The 17,080-nt window shown below is 54.9% G+C and carries 20 protein-coding genes; 11 read left to right on the top strand and 9 right to left on the bottom strand.

Annotation, left to right across the window (positions count from 1 at the left end; translation table 11 throughout):
• The 9 genes from tgt to H5U36_03455 all read left to right on the top strand — a co-directional run.
• A partial coding sequence (tgt, locus tag H5U36_03495) for a tRNA guanosine(34) transglycosylase Tgt (protein MBC7217235.1) occupies positions 1-806 on the top strand: 806 nt, incomplete at its 5' end.
• Positions 807-1,139 carry a preprotein translocase subunit YajC gene (gene yajC, locus H5U36_03490; GenBank protein MBC7217234.1) on the top strand — a complete coding sequence of 111 codons (333 nt, stop codon included), beginning with the start codon at positions 807-809 and terminating at the stop codon, positions 1,137-1,139.
• 20 nt (positions 1,140-1,159) lie between these two features.
• The gene (gene secD, locus H5U36_03485) at positions 1,160-2,347 is read left to right on the top strand and encodes a protein translocase subunit SecD (GenBank protein MBC7217233.1); all 1,188 of its coding nucleotides are present in this window, start codon (positions 1,160-1,162) and stop codon (positions 2,345-2,347) included.
• A gap of 13 nt (positions 2,348-2,360) precedes the next feature.
• Positions 2,361-3,242, top strand: a complete 882-nt coding sequence (secF, locus tag H5U36_03480) for a protein translocase subunit SecF (GenBank protein MBC7217232.1) — start codon at positions 2,361-2,363, stop codon at positions 3,240-3,242.
• Between the two features lie 5 nt (positions 3,243-3,247).
• The gene (gene recJ / locus H5U36_03475; protein MBC7217231.1) at positions 3,248-4,945 is read left to right on the top strand and encodes a single-stranded-DNA-specific exonuclease RecJ; all 1,698 of its coding nucleotides are present in this window, start codon (positions 3,248-3,250) and stop codon (positions 4,943-4,945) included.
• Between the two features lie 16 nt (positions 4,946-4,961).
• The gene (locus tag H5U36_03470; GenBank protein ID MBC7217230.1) at positions 4,962-5,474 is read left to right on the top strand and encodes an adenine phosphoribosyltransferase; all 513 of its coding nucleotides are present in this window, start codon (positions 4,962-4,964) and stop codon (positions 5,472-5,474) included.
• A gap of 64 nt (positions 5,475-5,538) precedes the next feature.
• Positions 5,539-7,671 (top strand): bifunctional (p)ppGpp synthetase/guanosine-3',5'-bis(diphosphate) 3'-pyrophosphohydrolase, encoded by a 2,133-nt coding sequence (locus H5U36_03465; GenBank protein MBC7217229.1) that lies wholly within the window; start codon positions 5,539-5,541, stop codon positions 7,669-7,671.
• Positions 7,668-8,123, top strand: coding sequence for a D-tyrosyl-tRNA(Tyr) deacylase (locus tag H5U36_03460; protein MBC7217228.1), 456 nt, complete (start codon positions 7,668-7,670; stop codon positions 8,121-8,123). The genes H5U36_03465 and H5U36_03460 overlap by 4 nt, the downstream gene beginning before the upstream one ends.
• A complete protein-coding gene (locus H5U36_03455) occupies positions 8,120-8,770 on the top strand; it encodes an MBL fold metallo-hydrolase (protein MBC7217227.1) in 651 nt (216 codons plus the stop codon). Before H5U36_03460 ends, H5U36_03455 begins: the two co-directional genes overlap by 4 nt.
• A gap of 9 nt (positions 8,771-8,779) precedes the next feature.
• On the opposite strand, the gene glmM is transcribed toward H5U36_03455, so the two are convergent.
• Entirely contained in the window at positions 8,780-10,135 is a 1,356-nt protein-coding gene (gene glmM, locus H5U36_03450) for a phosphoglucosamine mutase (protein MBC7217226.1), read from the bottom strand.
• Positions 10,136-10,211: 76 nt separating this feature from the next.
• Here glmM and H5U36_03445 point away from each other — a divergent pair, with 76 nt between their 5' ends.
• Positions 10,212-10,898, top strand: coding sequence for a GAF and ANTAR domain-containing protein (locus H5U36_03445; GenBank protein MBC7217225.1), 687 nt, complete (start codon positions 10,212-10,214; stop codon positions 10,896-10,898).
• On the opposite strand, the gene H5U36_03440 is transcribed toward H5U36_03445, so the two are convergent.
• The 8 genes from H5U36_03440 to H5U36_03405 form a co-directional block, all read right to left on the bottom strand.
• Entirely contained in the window at positions 10,867-11,673 is an 807-nt protein-coding gene (locus H5U36_03440; GenBank protein MBC7217224.1) for a metal ABC transporter permease, read from the bottom strand. The two genes, H5U36_03445 and H5U36_03440, sit on opposite strands and share 32 nt — an antisense overlap.
• The gene (locus H5U36_03435) at positions 11,670-12,455 is read right to left on the bottom strand and encodes a metal ABC transporter ATP-binding protein (GenBank protein MBC7217223.1); all 786 of its coding nucleotides are present in this window, start codon (positions 12,453-12,455) and stop codon (positions 11,670-11,672) included. Before H5U36_03435 ends, H5U36_03440 begins: the two co-directional genes overlap by 4 nt.
• Entirely contained in the window at positions 12,436-13,305 is an 870-nt protein-coding gene (locus tag H5U36_03430) for a zinc ABC transporter substrate-binding protein (protein MBC7217222.1), read from the bottom strand. The genes H5U36_03435 and H5U36_03430 overlap by 20 nt, the downstream gene beginning before the upstream one ends.
• Positions 13,306-13,321: 16 nt before the next feature.
• On the bottom strand, positions 13,322-13,726 hold the full coding sequence (locus H5U36_03425) for a hypothetical protein (protein ID MBC7217221.1): 405 nt from the start codon (positions 13,724-13,726) through the stop codon (positions 13,322-13,324).
• The gene (locus H5U36_03420; protein MBC7217220.1) at positions 13,723-13,971 is read right to left on the bottom strand and encodes a glutaredoxin family protein; all 249 of its coding nucleotides are present in this window, start codon (positions 13,969-13,971) and stop codon (positions 13,723-13,725) included. The genes H5U36_03425 and H5U36_03420 overlap by 4 nt, the downstream gene beginning before the upstream one ends.
• Before the next feature lie 79 nt (positions 13,972-14,050).
• Positions 14,051-14,653: a hypothetical protein gene (locus H5U36_03415; GenBank protein ID MBC7217219.1), complete on the bottom strand. Its 603-nt coding sequence runs from the start codon at positions 14,651-14,653 to the stop codon at positions 14,051-14,053.
• A 37-nt stretch (positions 14,654-14,690) separates the two neighbouring features.
• Entirely contained in the window at positions 14,691-15,059 is a 369-nt protein-coding gene (locus tag H5U36_03410) for a 3'-phosphoesterase (GenBank protein ID MBC7217218.1), read from the bottom strand.
• Between the two features lie 326 nt (positions 15,060-15,385).
• The gene (locus tag H5U36_03405; protein MBC7217217.1) at positions 15,386-16,375 is read right to left on the bottom strand and encodes an alpha/beta hydrolase; all 990 of its coding nucleotides are present in this window, start codon (positions 16,373-16,375) and stop codon (positions 15,386-15,388) included.
• A 32-nt stretch (positions 16,376-16,407) separates the two neighbouring features.
• Here H5U36_03405 and H5U36_03400 point away from each other — a divergent pair.
• The coding region (locus H5U36_03400) for a DUF21 domain-containing protein (GenBank protein MBC7217216.1) at positions 16,408-17,080 on the top strand (673 nt) is incomplete at its 3' end.

Genomic DNA, 17,080 nt, shown 5'->3' with positions numbered 1-17,080 from the left:
TGCGGGTTGATGACGAGGGAGTGAGCTTTCGGTCCCACCTTGACGGATCCCTCCATCGCTTTACTCCGGAGAGTTCGATTCGAATCCAGGAAGCCCTTGGGGCAGATATCATTATGACTCTTGATGAATGCGTGGGGTTTCCTGCTTCCTTTGAGCGGGAACGGAAAGCTGCAGAGAGGACTATCCGTTGGGCACGACGCTGTCGGGAGGTTTTTTCGGGAAATGGACAGCTCCTTTTCGGCATTATTCAGGGGGGAACAGAAAGAGACCTTCGCCGGTTCTGTGCCGAGAAGATTGTGGAGATTGGTTTTGACGGATACGCCATTGGGGGCCTGAGTGTAGGGGAGCCAAAGCCTTTGATGTACGAAATGATTGAGGTGGTGGAGCCCCTGCTCCCTGAGGATAAACCCCGTTACCTCATGGGAGTGGGGAGTCCGGAGAGTATCATTGAGGCGGTACTCCGGGGAGTGGATATGTTCGATTGTGTTCTCCCCACGAGGAATGCTCGTAATGCCTGCCTTTTTACTTCCCGTGGGCGGATGAACATAGATCGGCAGGAATTTGCTCGGGATTTCCAACCCCCAGATCCCGAGTGCACCTGTTACACCTGTCAGAACTTTTCACGGGCTTACCTTCGGCATCTCTTTAAAGCGGGAGAGATTCTCGCTGCTGAGCTTGCTACTATACACAACCTTGCTTTTATGGTAAAGTTAATGGCGGATGTCCGGAGGGCTCTGAAAGAAGGGTATTTCTGGGAGTTCGCCCGGGAGTTCTTATCTCTCTACAGGGACAAAGGGGTGATGTAAGTGAGTTTTTTCCTTTCCGTAGCTCATGCTGCACAGGAAGTCGCTTCTTCTCCGCTTCCTTCTTCTCCTCAGGCAGCACCAAATGTCTTTGCCCAGCTTCTCCCCCTCCTTTTCATCATCGCCATTTTCTACTTCCTCCTCATTCGGCCTCAGCAGCAGAGGCAACGTACCCAGCAGGAACTCTGGAAGAGCCTCAAGAAGGGGGATCGCGTGGTCACCATCGGCGGTATTCATGGAGTAATCACCCAGGTCGACGAGAACGAAGTAGTTCTTGAGGTTGCCAAGGACGTTCGCATCCGCTTCTCTAAGACTGCTATCGCCTCGAAGAAGTAATCTCCGAAGGAGGGTTGTCCATGAAGCGGCGGTTTCTCCCATGGCGGTTCCTTGTTGTGCTTGGGCTCATAGTTATTTCTCTTTTCGTGGTATTCCCGATTCAGGATCGAATTCGCCTTGGGCTTGACCTGAAGGGGGGGTCCCATATCCTCCTTGAGTGTGTGGACACCCCTGAGGCCCCAGTCGATGAGGATGCAGTACGTCGGGTGGTGGAAATAATTCGTAACCGCATAGACCAGCTTGGAGTCGCTGAGCCGGTCATTGCCCGCCAGGGTGAACGACGGGTGCTCGTGCAACTTCCTGGAGTCACGGATCCCCAGCGAGCGGTGGAAATCATTGGAAAGACGGCGCTCCTTGAGTTCAAGGATGAGACCGGAAAGACGCTTCTTACCGGAGCACACCTCAAGAATGCCCAGGTTCAGTTCGATCGCCTTGGGCGACCGGTAGTGGCGATTTCCTTTGACAGCGAGGGAGCGAAACTCTTTGCGCAGGCGACGACTGCGAACGTGGGGAAGCCCTTGGGGATTTACCTTGATGGTAAGCTCATCTCTAACCCCATTGTGCAGGAACCCATTCCGGGAGGAGAAGCTCAAATTACCGGGCGGTTTACTCTTGAGGAGGCTCAGAACCTTGCCATTCTTCTCCGGGCTGGAGCCCTTCCTGTAAAGGTTGAGGTGATTGAGAATCGCTCGGTGGAACCGACTCTTGGGAGAGATTCGGTACGGGCAGGACTGCGCGCTGCTGTTCTCGGAGTCATCCTTGTCCTTGCCTTTATGGTCCTGTACTACGGGGCCTTTGGGCTTCTTGCAGACCTTGCCCTTTTGTGCTTTGTTCTCTTTTTCTTTGCGGTCTTCATCGGTCTTCGGGCGACCCTCACCCTTCCGGGGATTGCCGGTTTCGTGCTCACGGTGGGGATGGCGGTGGATGCAAACGTCCTTATCTTCGAGCGGATCAAAGAAGAATTCCGCGCCGGCAAGACCTGGAGGGCCTCAATTGAGGCCGGTTTCCAGAAGGCCTTCCGAACAATTCTTGATGCCAACCTCACCACCCTCATTGCTGCGGTGCTCCTTTTCTCCCTTGGTTCCGGACCGATTAAGGGATTTGGGGTAACCTTGAGCCTTGGCATTCTCTGCAGCATGTTCACCGGAGTCTGGGTAAGCCGGGTTTTTGTGGACCTTTTTGCAGATCGCTTGAAGATGCGCGCCTGAGGGAGGACGGACCATGGAATTCATTAGAGGAACGCACATCAACTTCATGGGGGTTCGGAGGATAGCGTATGTTGTGTCCATTATCTTTGTAGCCTTGAGCTTGGGGAGCATTGCACTTCGGGGCCTCAACTACGGCGTAGATTTTGCCGGGGGGACTCTCCTCCAGTTCCGTTTCCCCCGGGAAGTGACAACCGAAGAGCTCCGGGCAACCTTAGGGACGATGGGACTTGAAAAGAGCGTCATTCAGCGCTTTTCCCCGACGGAAGTCGTTATCCGGACACCCAAGCTTTCCCAGGAAGACCAGAATCGTCTTGCGGCTCTCCTCAAGGAAAAGTTTGGTTCGGCTGAACTCTTGCGCATTGAAGATGTGGGACCGGCGGTTGGGGCTGATCTCCGGCGCATGGGAATTGTGGCTCTTCTTGGTGCCATTGGAGGGATTCTTGTCTATGTAGCTTTTCGCTTTGAGTTTCGCCCTGCGGTGACCTCTATTCTTGCCTTAGCCCACGACGGTCTTTTTGTGGTTGGCGTGGTGTCGCTCCTCCAGAAGGAATTCACCATTCCAATTCTTGCAGCGGTCCTGACCGTTTTGGGGTACTCCATTAACGATTCCATCGTTGTTATGGATCGAGTTCGGGAAAACCTTGTGGGGAAAAAGCGAAGTGAAGACCTCGAGGAGATTGTCAACCGAAGCATCAACGAGGTTCTCTCCCGGACTATCAATACGGCGTTGACCACTGCCTTGCCTGTTCTTGCCCTCTACTTCTTCGGCGGGAAGATGCTCCAGGACTTTGCCCTGGCGATTCTTGTTGGACTTGTGGTGGGGACATACTCTTCGATTTTCGTGGTGAGTGCCCTGTGGGTCGACTGGGAGAAACGACGGCCTCGCCGGAGGTAAGGTGTTTGGAGAAGCGCTGGCGAATTCGGCGGGTTAACGAGGCACACCTTCGACGCCTCATGCGAGAGCTCTCTCTTCCTTCTGCCGCAGCCCGCATTCTCCTCAATCGGGGGATTACTACCCCTGAGGATGGGAAGAGGTTCCTTGAGCCTTCGCTGAGGTCTCTCGATGGCCTGTTTGACCTTCCGGGGATTCATGGGGCGGTATCTCTTGTGGAACGGGCAATTCGTCAGGGTTCGCAGATTCTCATCTTTGGAGATTACGATGTCGACGGACTTACAGGTTCGGCTATTCTTGCCCGTTTTCTTCGTCGCTTCAACGAAAGCGTCGAGGTGTACGTTCCGAGCCGTTTCCTTGAGGGTTACGGTCTCACCAAAGAGGCGGTAGACCGAATAGTTGCCCGGAAGCAGTCTTCCCTCCTTGTGATTGCCGTGGATTGCGGCATCAGGGATACTGAGGGGGCAAGAATCCTCAAGGCGCACGGTGCAGGGCTTATCGTTCTCGATCACCATTTTCCCGACCCTTTGCACTATCCTGAAGCGGACGCCATCGTGAGTACATGGGATTTCGGAGGGAACAGGGTTTCCCTTCTTTCGGGGGCTGGTTTGGCGCTCCTTTTTGTCCGGGCTTTAGCACTGCACCTTGGGGTCACAAGGGATCCGGCGGAGGAATACCTGGATTTGGCCTGTCTTGGGACAGTAGGTGATGCAGTGCCTCTCCTTGGGGAGAACCGGGTCATTGCGAAGTACGGACTCGAAATCCTCAACAGGAACCCTTCTCTTCCGGTGCGGGCACTCTGTGAGGCCTCCGGTATTGGGGGACGCCCGGTGAGCGCTGATAGTGTGGGTTTCATTCTTGCTCCCCGAATCAACGCTGCAGGGAGAGTGGATCACCCAAAGGTTGCTCTTGATCTTCTCCTCTGTGACCATCCTGAGGAAGCCCTGGTCCATGCGAGGCGCTTGAACGCTTTGAACAGCAAGCGGCAGGAAGAAGAGGAACGGGTGTTCAGGGACATTCTTACAGACCCTGAGAAACAGGTTTTCCTTGAGGATGCAATTGTGGTTCTCTCTGGGAAAGGCTGGAACATTGGGGTTTTGGGAATTGTAGCCTCTCGCTTGAGCGAGAGGCTCCTGCGACCGGTTATCGTCCTGGGGGAAGTAGGGGAGGTCGCCGTAGGCTCGGGAAGGAGCGTAGAGGGCTTCAATCTCCTTGAAGCACTTAAGGAGTGTTCTTCCCTTCTTGTCCGATATGGTGGGCACGAGATGGCAGCAGGGGTGAAAATTCGGACAGAACACATACCGCTTTTCCGAAAGCGCCTCAACGAGCTCTTTGCGCGGAGGATATGCGAAATTTCCCTTTCCCAGGGGCTTGTTGTGGATGCGGTGGTGGGGCTTCGAGACATTGATGGGCGGTTCCTTTCCTTCTGGGAGAAGCTCAAGCCCTTTGGAGAGAAGAATCCCAATCCCCTCTTGGCTACGCTGAACGTGGTGCTCGAGCGGCGGTGGGCGTGGGGGCGGAAGGGGAACCACCTTCGTTTGCTCCTTCGCCAGGGAAAAGAGTACCAGGAAGCGGTGGTTTTCGAGGGGAGTGGTCGAATGGAAGAACTCTGTGGGAGTTCTCTTGCAGATTTTGCCTTTGAGGTGCACAACGGAGGAGAGGACGCCTTTTACCTTAAGGTACATGACTGGCGAATTAAAAAGTGAGGAGGCTGAATTGGCTGTGGATCTTGCCCAGTACATCCGCAATATTCCCGATTTTCCCACTCCAGGAATTCAGTTCAAGGACATCACGACGCTCCTCAAGAGGAAGGAGGCGTTTCGGGAAGCAATCCATCGTCTTGCAGAAGCCCTGCGCCCAGCTCATCCTGAACTTGTGGTGGGGATTGAGGCTCGGGGTTTCATCATTGGGGCACCGGTTGCGTACCTTCTTGAGTGCGGCTTTGTTCCGGTGCGAAAGAAAGGGAAGCTCCCTGCAGAGACGTTAGCTAAGACGTACCAGCTTGAGTACGGTTCGGCGACTCTTGAAATTCACAGAGATGCCATCGAGGCTGGGCAGCGGGTAGTTGTGGTGGATGATTTGCTCGCCACAGGGGGAACGACGAAAGCGGTGTGTGAGATGGTGGAGGAACTGGGAGGAAATATTGTGGGAATCGGTTTTGTTATAGAGCTTGAAGCCCTTCGGGGAAGGGAACGGCTTGCAAAGTATCCCGTTGTTTCCCTGGTGAAGCTGTAGGGGTGAGATGGATGAGCCAGGTGGGATAGAGGAAAGGGAGAGTCTCGAGACACTCCTTGCCAAAATCTCCTCCTACCACCCTGACTTCGACCGAGATCTCGTTACCCGGGCGTACACTTTTGCTCTCCAGGCCCACGCGGGGCAAACGAGGCTTTCGGGGGAGCCTTTCTTTGTGCATCCTCTTTCGGTTGCCCATATCGTGGCGGATCTCCGGATGGATGAAGCAACTATTGCCGCTGCGCTTTTGCACGACGTCCTTGAGGACAACGAGAGTCTCACCCCAGAGGACCTCCAGAGGGAATTTGGGGAGGAAGTCACCCGCCTTGTCCAAGGAGTCACGAAACTCAACGTTGGTTTCTCGTACTCTTCTAAGGAGGAAACGCAAGTCGAGAATTACCGACGACTTTTCCTCGCCATGGCCGAGGATGTCCGGGTCATCATCATCAAGCTCGCCGATCGGCTCCACAACATGCGAACGCTCAAGTACCAGAACCGGCAAAAAAAAGAGGAAATTGCCCGGGAGACTCTTGAGATTTTCGCTCCCATAGCGCACCGCTTAGGGATGTACGCTCTCCAGGTGGAACTTGAGAACCTCTCCCTCTTTTTCCTTGACCCCGAAGCTTACTGTGCCATTCAGCAGGGGATAGAGCGGCTGAGGGCCGAGCGAGAAGCGCAGATTGAGGAAGCCAAAGAGCAGCTTGCGGCTCGTCTCAAGCGGGCAGGAATCGAGGGAGAAATTCAGAGTCGCTTCAAGCACATCTACAGCATCTACAACAAACTCCGCCGTCAGAACCTCACCCTTGAGGACCTGCCAGACCTCATCGCCCTGCGGGTCATCGTGCGCACGGTCGATGAGTGCTACGCGGTTTTGGGCATTGTCCATTCTCTCTGGAGCCCCATTGAAGGCCGCTTCAAGGACTACATTGCCGTTCCCAAATCGAACATGTACCAGTCGCTCCACACCACCGTCATCGGGCCTAAGGGGCTCCCGATGGAGATTCAGATTCGGACCTGGGATATGCACCAGGTTGCAGAATACGGCATCGCTGCCCACTGGAAGTACAAGGAAGGGAAAACCCAGGGCAAGGATGACGGATTTGACGAACGAATGGCTTGGCTTCGGCAGATTCTCGAGTGGCAGCAGGATTTGAAGAGTACCCGGGAGTTCATGGAGAGCCTGAAGATTAGCCTCTTTGACGACGAAGTCTACGTCTTTACTCCCAAGGGGGACCTGAAGAAGCTCCCCAAAGGGTCTACTCCAATCGATTTTGCCTACCTCATCCATACCGAAGTTGGCAATACCTGTGTGGGAGCCCGGGTCAACAAGAAAATGGTTCCTCTGGACTACGAGCTCAAAAGCGGAGATATCGTGGAAATCATTACTTCCCGCTCCTCTTCTGGCCCGAGTGTGGACTGGCTGAAGATTGCCAAGACCCCTGCAGCTCGGAGCAAAATTCGGGCTTTCCTTCGGAAGAAAAACCAGGAAATGAACCGGGAACGGGGTCGGGAGCTCTTCGTCCGGGAAATGGAGAAGTACTCTTTGACCCCAGAAGAGAACGTCGCTGTCACAGAGAATCTCAATGCCTTTCTTGAGAAGGAACGCTTGAAGGACATCGAAGACCTCTACGTGGCCATAGGGGAAGGACGCTACAGCGCTCGGCACGTGGTGAACCGGATTATACCCTACTCCATTCGTCGGCGCTTCCAGGAGAAGAGAAAATCTGGGGCGGTTCACCCCTTCCGGGAAGAGGAGAGCGTTATCGTCCAGGGAGTTTCCAATCTCGTTGTTCGCCTGGCTCGCTGCTGTGCCCCAATTCCAGGGGATGAGATTGTGGCCTTTGTCACCCAGGGGAAAGGAATAACGGTGCACCGCAAGGACTGCGCCAACCTCGTTTCCCAGGACTCGAGCCGTTTCCTCGATGCAGAGTGGGTGGAGGACCTTGAGGGTCATTTCCACACCGGTATTGTGGTTGAAGCCCTTGACCGGCCCAAGCTCCTTGCAGATGTTTCTGGGGCTATTGCGAACTGCCAGGTGGAGATCAGGGCTGTTCGGGCGCACACGGTTGGCGACATTGCCCACATTCACTTAGTGGTGGACGTAAGGAATCGGGAGGAGCTCGAGGGAGTACTCAAAGAGATTCGCAAAGTCTCGAATGTCCAGAATGTGAAGAGGGGAGGAGTTTTTTCCGGGCGATGAGGGCCGTGGTGCAACGGGTTCAAAAAGCTGCTGTTCGAGTGGATGGGAAAATCGTTGGAGCCATTGACCAGGGACTTTTGGTCTTCCTTGGGGTTGGGAAGGACGACACGGAAAAGGACCTCGAGTTCATGGTGCGGAAAATTCCGCGCCTTCGGGTTTTTGAGGACGAGGAGGGGAAGATGAACCGGAGTCTCCTCGATGTTCAGGGGGCCGTGCTCTGTGTATCTCAGTTCACCCTCTATGGGGACTGTCGCCGGGGATTGCGTCCGAGCTTTGACGAAGCAGCGCCTCCGGATATGGCGAGGCACTACTATGAGGAGTTCTTGCGCCGCTTGCAAGAAGAAGGAGTTCCAGTGGCAAGCGGAATTTTCGGTGCCTTTATGGAAGTAGAGCTTGTGAACGACGGCCCGGTCACAATCCTTCTTGAGAGCAAGGAAAGGAGGAGAAAATGAAGCTTGCCTTTGAGCGTTTCGTCCTTGGGGATTTCGCCACCAACTGCTACGTCATCCACAACGGTAAGGAAGCCATTCTCCTTGACCCTGCCTCACCTTCTTTGGAGCTCAAAGAGTGGATAGAAGCGCAGGGTCTTTCGGTTACCTTTATCGTGAATACCCATGGCCATATTGACCACATCGGAGGGAACGCTTTCTTCAAAGAGGCCTTTCCTTCGGCGGTTCTGGCCATTCACGATGGGGATCTGGTGTACCTCTCGCGTCCGGACCTGAATCTCTCAGAGGAAGTTTCCCGTCCTTTCGTTTCACCCCTTCCGGATCTCCTCTTCCAGGGCGAGACGGCGCATTTTCTCTTTGGGGATACCCGGGTTGAGGTTATCGCGACTCCCGGACACACCCCGGGGAGCATCTGCCTCTTTTTCCCCGAGACCATGTGGCTCTTCAGCGGGGATACGCTCTTTTTCGGGTCTGTGGGCCGGACGGATCTCCCTGGGGGGTCATTCCGAGAACTCATCGCAAGTTTAGAACGCCTCTTTGCCCGTTTTGACGATCAAGTCCTGGTTCTCCCCGGCCATGGCCCGGAAACAACCATCGGTTCAGAACGAAAATCAAATGCCTACTACCTCATGTACGTAGCCCAAAAGTGAGGCATTACCTCACTTTTGGGCTTTTTCGATGAGGCCGAGGTACTTGGAAACCAGAGCTTCTGCCCTTTCCTTTTCTTTTGCTTCTGCAAAGACCCGAATGAGGGGTTCGGTTCCTGAAGGTCGGACAAGAACCCAGCTCCCATCTTCAAAGATGACTTTAAAGCCATCAATGGTTATGCGGTTCTTTTCTTGGGCCGTGGCTTTGTCTACCGCCTGGAGCACGACATCCCTTTTCTCAGGATCAATGGCAACTTTCTTCTTGACCTGGTAGTATGGTGGAAGCTCTTTTAAAAGCTCACTCAGGGGTTTCTCCCGGGTGGCAAGGATATGGAGGATGAACGCCGCAGCCATTGCACCATCTCGCCCCCAGACGAAATCCGGGAAAATCATTCCGCCGTTCTCCTCGCAGCCAAAGATTCCTCCGTGTTCCTGGAGAGCCTTTGCCACCACGAGGTCCCCTACGGCGGTGGTGATGACCTCACGGTTGGTGGCCCGAGCAATCTCCTGGAGAATGTGGGTGGTGGCAACCGTTGTCACGATGGGACCAGGGATGGGTCGCGCTGCGAGTTCCCGAGCAACGAGGCTCACACTCAAGTCCCCGGGTACGAATTCCCCCTTTTCGGTAATCACGATGAGCCGGTCTCCATCACCATCCTGGGCAAAGCCGAGATCGAAGTCACCATGACGAATGAGAGTGGTGATATCCTTAAGGTTTTCGGGAGTGGGTTCGGGATTCCTTCCCGGGAAGTTCCCATCAGGATGCGCATTGAGGCTCACGACACGGCATCCCAACTCCGAGAGAAGGTAGGGCGTGATGAGGGAGGGAGCACCATTAGCACAGTCAAGAACAACGCGGAAGTTTTTCTTTCGGATAGCTGTGCTGTCGACGCGGGATATGATGGCAGCAATGTAGTCCCAGCGGATATCCCGCTTCAGGGTTTCCTGACGGATTTCAGACCAGGAGGCTCGACGAAAGGTCTCGGCAAAGAAGATGCGCTCAACTTCCACTTCCTTTTCCCGATCGAGGCCCTTGCCGCTTTTCTCCATGAACTTGATGCCGTTCCACTCAGGAGGGTTGTGGCTTGCTGTGACCATCGCCCCCCACATCTGCCATTCCCGGCAAGCCCACTGGAGGGCCGGCGTTGCCGTAACCCCGAGTTCCACCACCTGGCACCCTGCGGAGAGAAACCCGGCAACGACGGCGTTGTAGAGCATTTCGCTGTGCTTTCGGGCATCACGTCCCACAACTACGCTTTCCCCTTCAATGAAGGTTCCAAAGCTCAGGGCGAGTCTTGTGGCCATCTCGGGAGTCAGGGCTTCGTTTGCGACGCGCCGTATGCCAAAAGTTCCAAAGAGCTTCGGCATTTCTTTCACCCCGCTTGTTGACAGAGATGGTACAATGGAAACCAAAGCTTACTCCCATTATACCAGGTGGAAGCCCATGCGGGAGAAAATTGAGGCCTTAGCCCGTATCAGTGAGCTCATCACCTCGGATCTCTACTTTGAGGATATCCTGCGCCTCATCGTCACCATTACCGCTCAGGTTATGGGCTCAAACATCTGTTCACTCATGCTCCTTGACGAGAAGAAAAAACTCCTCGAGGTGAAGGCCACCCAATCGGTGAGCGAAGCGTACAACCGGAAGCCTCCGCTTCGTCTTGGAGAGGGCATTGCAGGGCTTGCGGCACTCGAGCGGCGCCCTATCATCGTGTACGACGTGAAAAAAGACCCTCGCTACGTGAACAAGGACATCGCCGAAAAAGAAGGACTTGCTTCTCTTGTGAGCTTACCCCTCGTCGTTCGAGGGAGGGTCATCGGTGTTCTCAATCTCTACACCTCTGAGCCCCGGGATTTCACCGAAGAGGAAATCAAACTCCTCACCGCCATAGCCAATCAGGCGGCAATTGTCATCGAGAACCATCGCCTCCTCATGGAGAGTGAGCTGGTGAAGGAGGAACTTGAGAGCCGCAAAAAGATTGAGCGGGCCAAGGGTATCCTCATGCAGGAGTACGGGCTGACTGAAGAAGAGGCGTATCGCCGAATCCAGCGCTACAGCATGAATAAGCAAAAGAGCATGAAGGAAGTTGCCGAGGCCATTATCCTCGCCTGGGAAATGAAGAAGAAATAGAAACCCCCAAGAACACCCCTGTTCCGATGAGAACAATCGTCGCCCCCGCGGGAGCATCGAGAAGGTACGCAAGGAAGAGTCCCCCAAGCGATATGGCGATGCCGTCAAAAAGGGCAAAGAGCATGACCTGAGGCACGGTTCGCGCTCTCTGGAGGGCGGTTGCCGCAGGAAGCACAAGGAGAGCCGAGGCAAGCACAATCCCCACAAGCCGCATGGTTACCACAACCACTGCCGCCACAAGCACCACAAGAAGGTACGAGAAGGCTTCGGTAGGAACACCACTTGCCTTTCCTCCTTCAGGGTCTAAGGTAGCGATGAGGAATTCTTTGTAGAAGGCGAAAAGGAGGACAAGGACCACTGAAGTTGTAACAAGGGCAAAGAGGAGGTCTTCTCTTGTGATGGCAAGGATGTTGCCGAAAAGGTACCCGAAGAGGTCCACATTTCGTATCCTCCCCACTCCAATGAGGAATGCCCCCAAGGCCATGGTGCTTGCAAAAACGATGCCGATGAGGGTGTCCTCTTTGAGGCGTCGGTGTCTCGAGAGGACAGCTATGCCAAGGCTTGCGAGGATACAGAAGAAAAAAGCCGAAAGGGTAGGGTTTATTCCGAGGACGTACCCGAGGGCCACACCCCCAAAAGCGGCATGGGATATCCCTGCCCCCATGAAGGATAAGCGCTTGAGGACCACGAAAACCCCCACGAGAGCGCAGAGTGTCCCCACAAGGCATCCTGCAAGGAAAGCCCGCTGCATGAAGCCGAGGCTCAGGATGCTCATTGCTCCCCACGCTCTCTCCGGACCACGATGTGGGGAATTTCCCCGTGGTGGAAGAAAGCCGCTTCTTTGCCGTAGAGGGCTTCAAGCATTTCCTCAGAGATAACCTCCTCAGGCCTTCGATGGCAGAAAATGGTCCGATTCAGACAGGCGATGCTGTCGGCATACTGTGCCACAACCCCCACATCGTGAGAGACGATGAGGATGGTTTTCCCCTCCTCTTTCAACCGCAAAAGGAGCTCGTAGAAGCTCTCGCTGCCTTTGGGGTCTACGGCAGTGGTGGGTTCGTCGCAGAGGAGGACTTCCGGATTTGTGCTCAGGGCTCGGGCGATGAGGGCCCGTTGCCTTTGCCCTCCTGAAAGCTCTCCTAAAAGTTTCTCTCCCAAATCCTCAAGATGAACTACCTCGAGGGCTTTTTCGACCGCTTCCCAGTCAGCTCTCTTAGGCCTTTTCCCCACCCCAATGAGCCCGTATCTTCCCGTGAGTACGAACTCTCGCAGGGTAATGGGGAAGTAAGGGTCGAAGTGAGGAAGCTGGGGAACGTATCCGATGCGATGGCGAAATTTTCCCAGGTCCTTGGGAGGTCTCCCAAAGACGAGAACCTCGCCTTTCTGCACCGGCAAAAGCCCAAGGATGATTTTGAGAAGGGTTGTTTTCCCCGCTCCGTTTGGTCCGATGAGGGCGACGAATTCTCCTTGCTCGACCACCAAGGAGACGTCCTCGAGTACCGGAGTCCCTTCGTAGGCGAAGGAAAGATTTCGGATTTCAATGACCGGATTCGCCATTTCTGGTATTTCTCAGAGCTTCAACGAACTTTCTGAGGTTTTCCTCCATGAGAACGTGGTAGGGGGTGTCGGGGAAGCTTCCCAGGGGGTCGAAAAAGACAAGGACAGCTTCTGCCTCTTTCGCGAGGACCTGAGCCGCCTTGGTACTGAACTGGGGCTCAACGACGATAACCCGAGTATTCTTTTCCTTCATGAGGGTTACGAGTTCCGCAAGCTCCCTTGGTGTGGGCTCATATCCTGGGGCTTTCTCAAGAATCCCAACCTCGAGGAGTCCATAGTCTCGAGCGAGGTAACTCAACGAGGCATGGGTAGCCACAAAGGAACAAGAAGGGAGGGAAGAGAACTCTTTCGCAAATCGAGCATCGAGTTCCCCGAGGACTTGGGCGTATTTTTGGGCATTCTCCTTGTACAATCTTTCCCCCTCGGGATCAAGGAGCGCAAGACTTTGGGCAATATTCTCGAGAATCTTCTGGGCATTCCGCAGGGAAAGCCAGACGTGGGGATTCGCTTCCTTGTGCTCTCCTCCTTCTGCAAGGAGTTCGAGTCCAGAAGACACGTAGAACACCGGTGCTTTCTCCCCCCTTGCCGCCTTGATGATTTTCTCAAGGTAGGAATCAAAGCCAAGACCGATGAGGAAAAAAGCCTCAGCCTGTGCTACCCTGGCAACGTCTGAAGGAGTAGGCTCGTAGGTGTGGGGATTGGCTCCATTGGGAACAAGCTGCACGACCTTCACCCGGTCCCCCCCGACCTGAGCAACGAGGCTGCAGAGAGGAGGAATGGACGCTCCAACGGTGAGGGCCAGAGCCTGTCCAAGAAGGAGGGGAATGAGGATTCCGGAAAGCCAGCGAATCCCCCGAAGCACTGAACTACGCCTCCTTCCAGAAGAGCCCGCAGTGGCAGCGGCCGTCCCGTTCGACGCTTCCCTGGCGGGTTTCAAGGCAGGGACAAATGTTCTCGGGGATGTTGTCGATTTTGCAAGGACAGTAGAAATCTCCGTAACGCTCGTACTTTTTGAGAAGGGCTTCGATGAGCGGTTCTTTCATCTCGTTGAAGCGGTAGTTCCTGAGCCGGGCGAAGTTCTCCACCCGGGCGCGGATTTCCTCTTCTGGGGTCATGTCCTTTGGTCGCCTGAGGACCCAGGCTCCGCTTTCGTTCTCAAGGGTGAGAACCGCCCCACAGACAGGGCAGACGATTTTCTTTCCCGGAACTTTTTCTTCCTTGAGAGGGAAGGCAACCTGGCATACAGGGCAAAGAATCCGCTCGGCATTCATTTCTTGAGTGCCTCCTTAATACGGAGCTCATCGTATCCTACGATGACTTCTTCGCCAATGACAATGACCGGGAAAGCCCTCCTCCCCGAGATACGCTGGACCTCGGCAACGGTTTTCTCCTTCTCCGGTTCAGGAAGGAGATCAACGTCCACCGACTGGTACGCAATGCCCTGGCTTTCGAAGAACCGCTTGGCCATCTTGCAGAAAGGACAGGTACTCAGCGCATAGAGCATAATGGACTTCATGTCTTACACCTCTTTCATTCAAGCATTACATTGTAGACCCATCGGAGAGGGAGTTTATTCCCCTTCGGTGCCTTTTGGCTTACTTCCAGGTTACTTCCTTTACCTCGACGAAGAAGCGATTCCCCTCTTTCTCCGGGTCCTGAAGATCGACGACAAGGGGGAAGTAGCCCTCTTTGGTGAGGAGTACCCGAGCCATTGTTGTGCCGTTCTGTTTCACTTCTATCCAGAGGGCTTCTCTCTCAAAGCGGGTCTCGGCAGAAAGAACCGTTACCTCCGTCTCTCCTTCTTCGCTCTTTTGCTTCCACTGGAAACCTTCTGTGAACTTTTCCCCCTCAAGAAGGGGAGGGACAAGGAACATCTGGGCAACCGAAAGAGCAGCCCCTATTCCGGCAAGGGCAGGGTTGGCAAGCACAATTGGAGCAATTGCTTCCTGGAGGTTACCCTTTTGAGTCTTGAAGGTTGTGGTGAAGCCCTCCCCATCCATGGTGAAGTTTACCTGTACCTCGTAGTTTTCCTCGTCGAGTTGCTTGGATTCCATTTCAAGACGCCCCTCCTTTGTGGTTCCTTCTTCTTCCACCCGAAGGGTATAGGTAATCCTCTGCACGTTCTCCAGGTTGACGGTGCAGGAACTCGCAAAGAGCACAAGAAGGACCAGGACAACCGGTACGGCTTTTCTAAGCATTTGCTCACCTCCTTTCTCACCTATGTTAGCACAAAAGCTACGCTTTTTCCTTTCTTTTTACGAGCAGCCACTGATCGCCCTGGGTGTGGATGAGGGCGTACCTACCCTGCATTTTTACGCCTTTAGCCTCAAAGAGGATTTCTCCTTCTTCCCACTTTTCAGGGATGTAGAACCCCCTGTCCCAGATGGCGACCTTCCCCTTGCCGTAGCCCTCTACGATTTCTCCTTCGAAATCCGCGTACTCAAGGGCGTGGTCCTCCACAGCGATAGCCAGTCTCCGTTCCCCAGGTTTTTGGGGTATGCCTCGAGGTACTGCCCAGCTCTTCAGCATCCCGTTCCGTTCAAGGCGAAGGTCGAAGTGGTGGTGTGAAGCCCAGTGTTCCTGAACCACCAGGATGAGCGCCAGGGTTCATTCCCTCCTTCCTTTACGGGTTTTTTAAACCCTCTCTATTCTACCTGGTTTTGTAGACGAGAAGGGTTTTGCAAGGGGGGAAGGTACTGTGAACGAAACTCTGGTCGATCTACACAAAAATTTTTTCCACCCCCCTTGACAGGGAGGGGGACCCGTTGTATTCTACAATTACCATGGGTTCCGAGGAATCGGAAGGTGGCGGGTAGCTCCAGACCCTCCCCAAGCGAGGAGGCAAGGAGCAAAACCTGCGGAAGAGGCGGAATGCCTCCTGAAACACCGGATGGTTCGTTGGAGCCCATGGTTCTTTTTTGGCCCTCTTTTTACTCCCGCAGGACGACGAAGCGCTCGAGAACCCTCTGGGGAATGCGGTAGCGGGGAAGGTAGAAGAGGTTGTGCTCGGCGTGGAACCACTGGATTTCCTTCGGGGCGGAAAGGGCCCGGTAGAGCTCCAGGGTGCATTCCGCCGGAACAATGGTGTCCTGGGTGGCGTTGAAGAGGAAAACGGGAGTGGCGGTGATTTTCCCTGCCGCGTGCAGGGGGTCGAGGTCCCGAAAGGCCCGGGCAACGTCCCGGATTGGCACCCCCTTTTTCTGGAGGTCGTAGCGGATGTTCACAATGGAGTCGAGCATGCTCTCGGCAAAGAGAATCTCGATGTTCCCTCCGCCAACGACAAGGGCAATCCCCCTGAACTTCCCGTAGAGCGCAGAGACGACTGTGCCCACGAGGGCCCCAAGGCTCACCCCGAGGAAGAAGATTTCTTTCCTTCGGATTTCCTCGTGGGTTTCGAGGAACCGGAGGGCAAGGAGCGAATACTCGAAGGTGCGCAGGAAGGCCCGGTGGTCGTCCTCAAGGTCCGTGGAGAGAATGTCCCGGCCGTTTACGCTCCGCTCCCCGTGGTACTCCATGTCGATGGCCAAAACGGCAAAGCCCCTCTGCGCCGCCTCAGAGGCGAAAAAGACGAGGTTCTCCTTCGATCCCCGGTAGTGGTGGAGGAAGAAGAGAGCAGGGTGGGGAGGAGGAGTTTGGGGAAGGAGGAAGAGGGCAGGGAGGTCCGGTTTCAGGAAGATGCGGAAGATGGTGTACCCCTTGCGTTCCCTGAAGATGGTCGCATTCTTCTCCACAGTGCCTCTCTCCTTTCCCGGTAAGGATACCACAAAAGGGGGCTGGTGGTGGCGAATTTTGCGAGGATATGGTAAGATTAAGGAAAACAAGGAGAAAAGAGGAGATATCGAAGGCAGTGTCTGAGAGCGAGGATTCGGACGAGCGGTCTTTTTTCTCCTGTTTCTTTCTTTCCCGCGAAGGTGCCTCATTTTTCCCTCGCGCATTCTGGGGGATGGTGTAAGTGGAGTACCTGGGGACGGTTCTTCTCATCCTTCTTCTTGTCGCCATCAACGCCTTTTTCGCCGCTTCTGAGATTGCCCTCATTTCGACCCGGAGGAGCCAGCTCCACCTTGCCAGGGGGAAGGGCTCAGAGAGGCAGCTTGAGGCCCTGCGGCGTCTTCTCGAGAACCCGAGCGAATTCTTAGCCACCATCCAGATTGGGGTTACCATGGCGGGGTTCTTCGCAAGCGCCACGGGGGCTGTGTCGCTGGCAAGGAATCTGGGCAGAAAGCTTGAGGGGACAGGCCTTCCGATTCTTTCGGTTCTCGGGGAGGAGATTGCGGTTATCTTCGTTACGGTCGTCATCTCCTTCCTCACTCTTGTCCTTGGGGAGCTTGTCCCCAAGCGGGTTGCCATGGCCCATCCGGAGCGCTTGGCGCTTCTCTCCTCCCGTCTGATTCTCTCCCTTTCCCGGATCCTCCGCCCCGCGGTGGTGGTCCTTTCTGCCTCCACGGACTTCATATCCCGCCTCTTTGGGGTCTCCCAGGAGGCCACAAGTTCCCTGAGCGACGAGGAGCTCAAGCTCTTCATCAGCGAGCAGAGGACCCTACCTTTGGAGGAGCGGCGGCTCATCAGCGAGGTCTTCGAGTTCGGGGATACCTTGGCCTACGAAGTCATGACGCCCCGGACGGACA

Source organism: Candidatus Caldatribacterium sp. (assembly GCA_014359405.1).
Lineage (GTDB): Bacteria > Atribacterota > Atribacteria > Atribacterales > Caldatribacteriaceae > Caldatribacterium > Caldatribacterium oleiphilum.
Note: the sequence above shows the minus strand (reverse complement) of the source record. Positions and strands in the feature narration are given on the sequence as shown.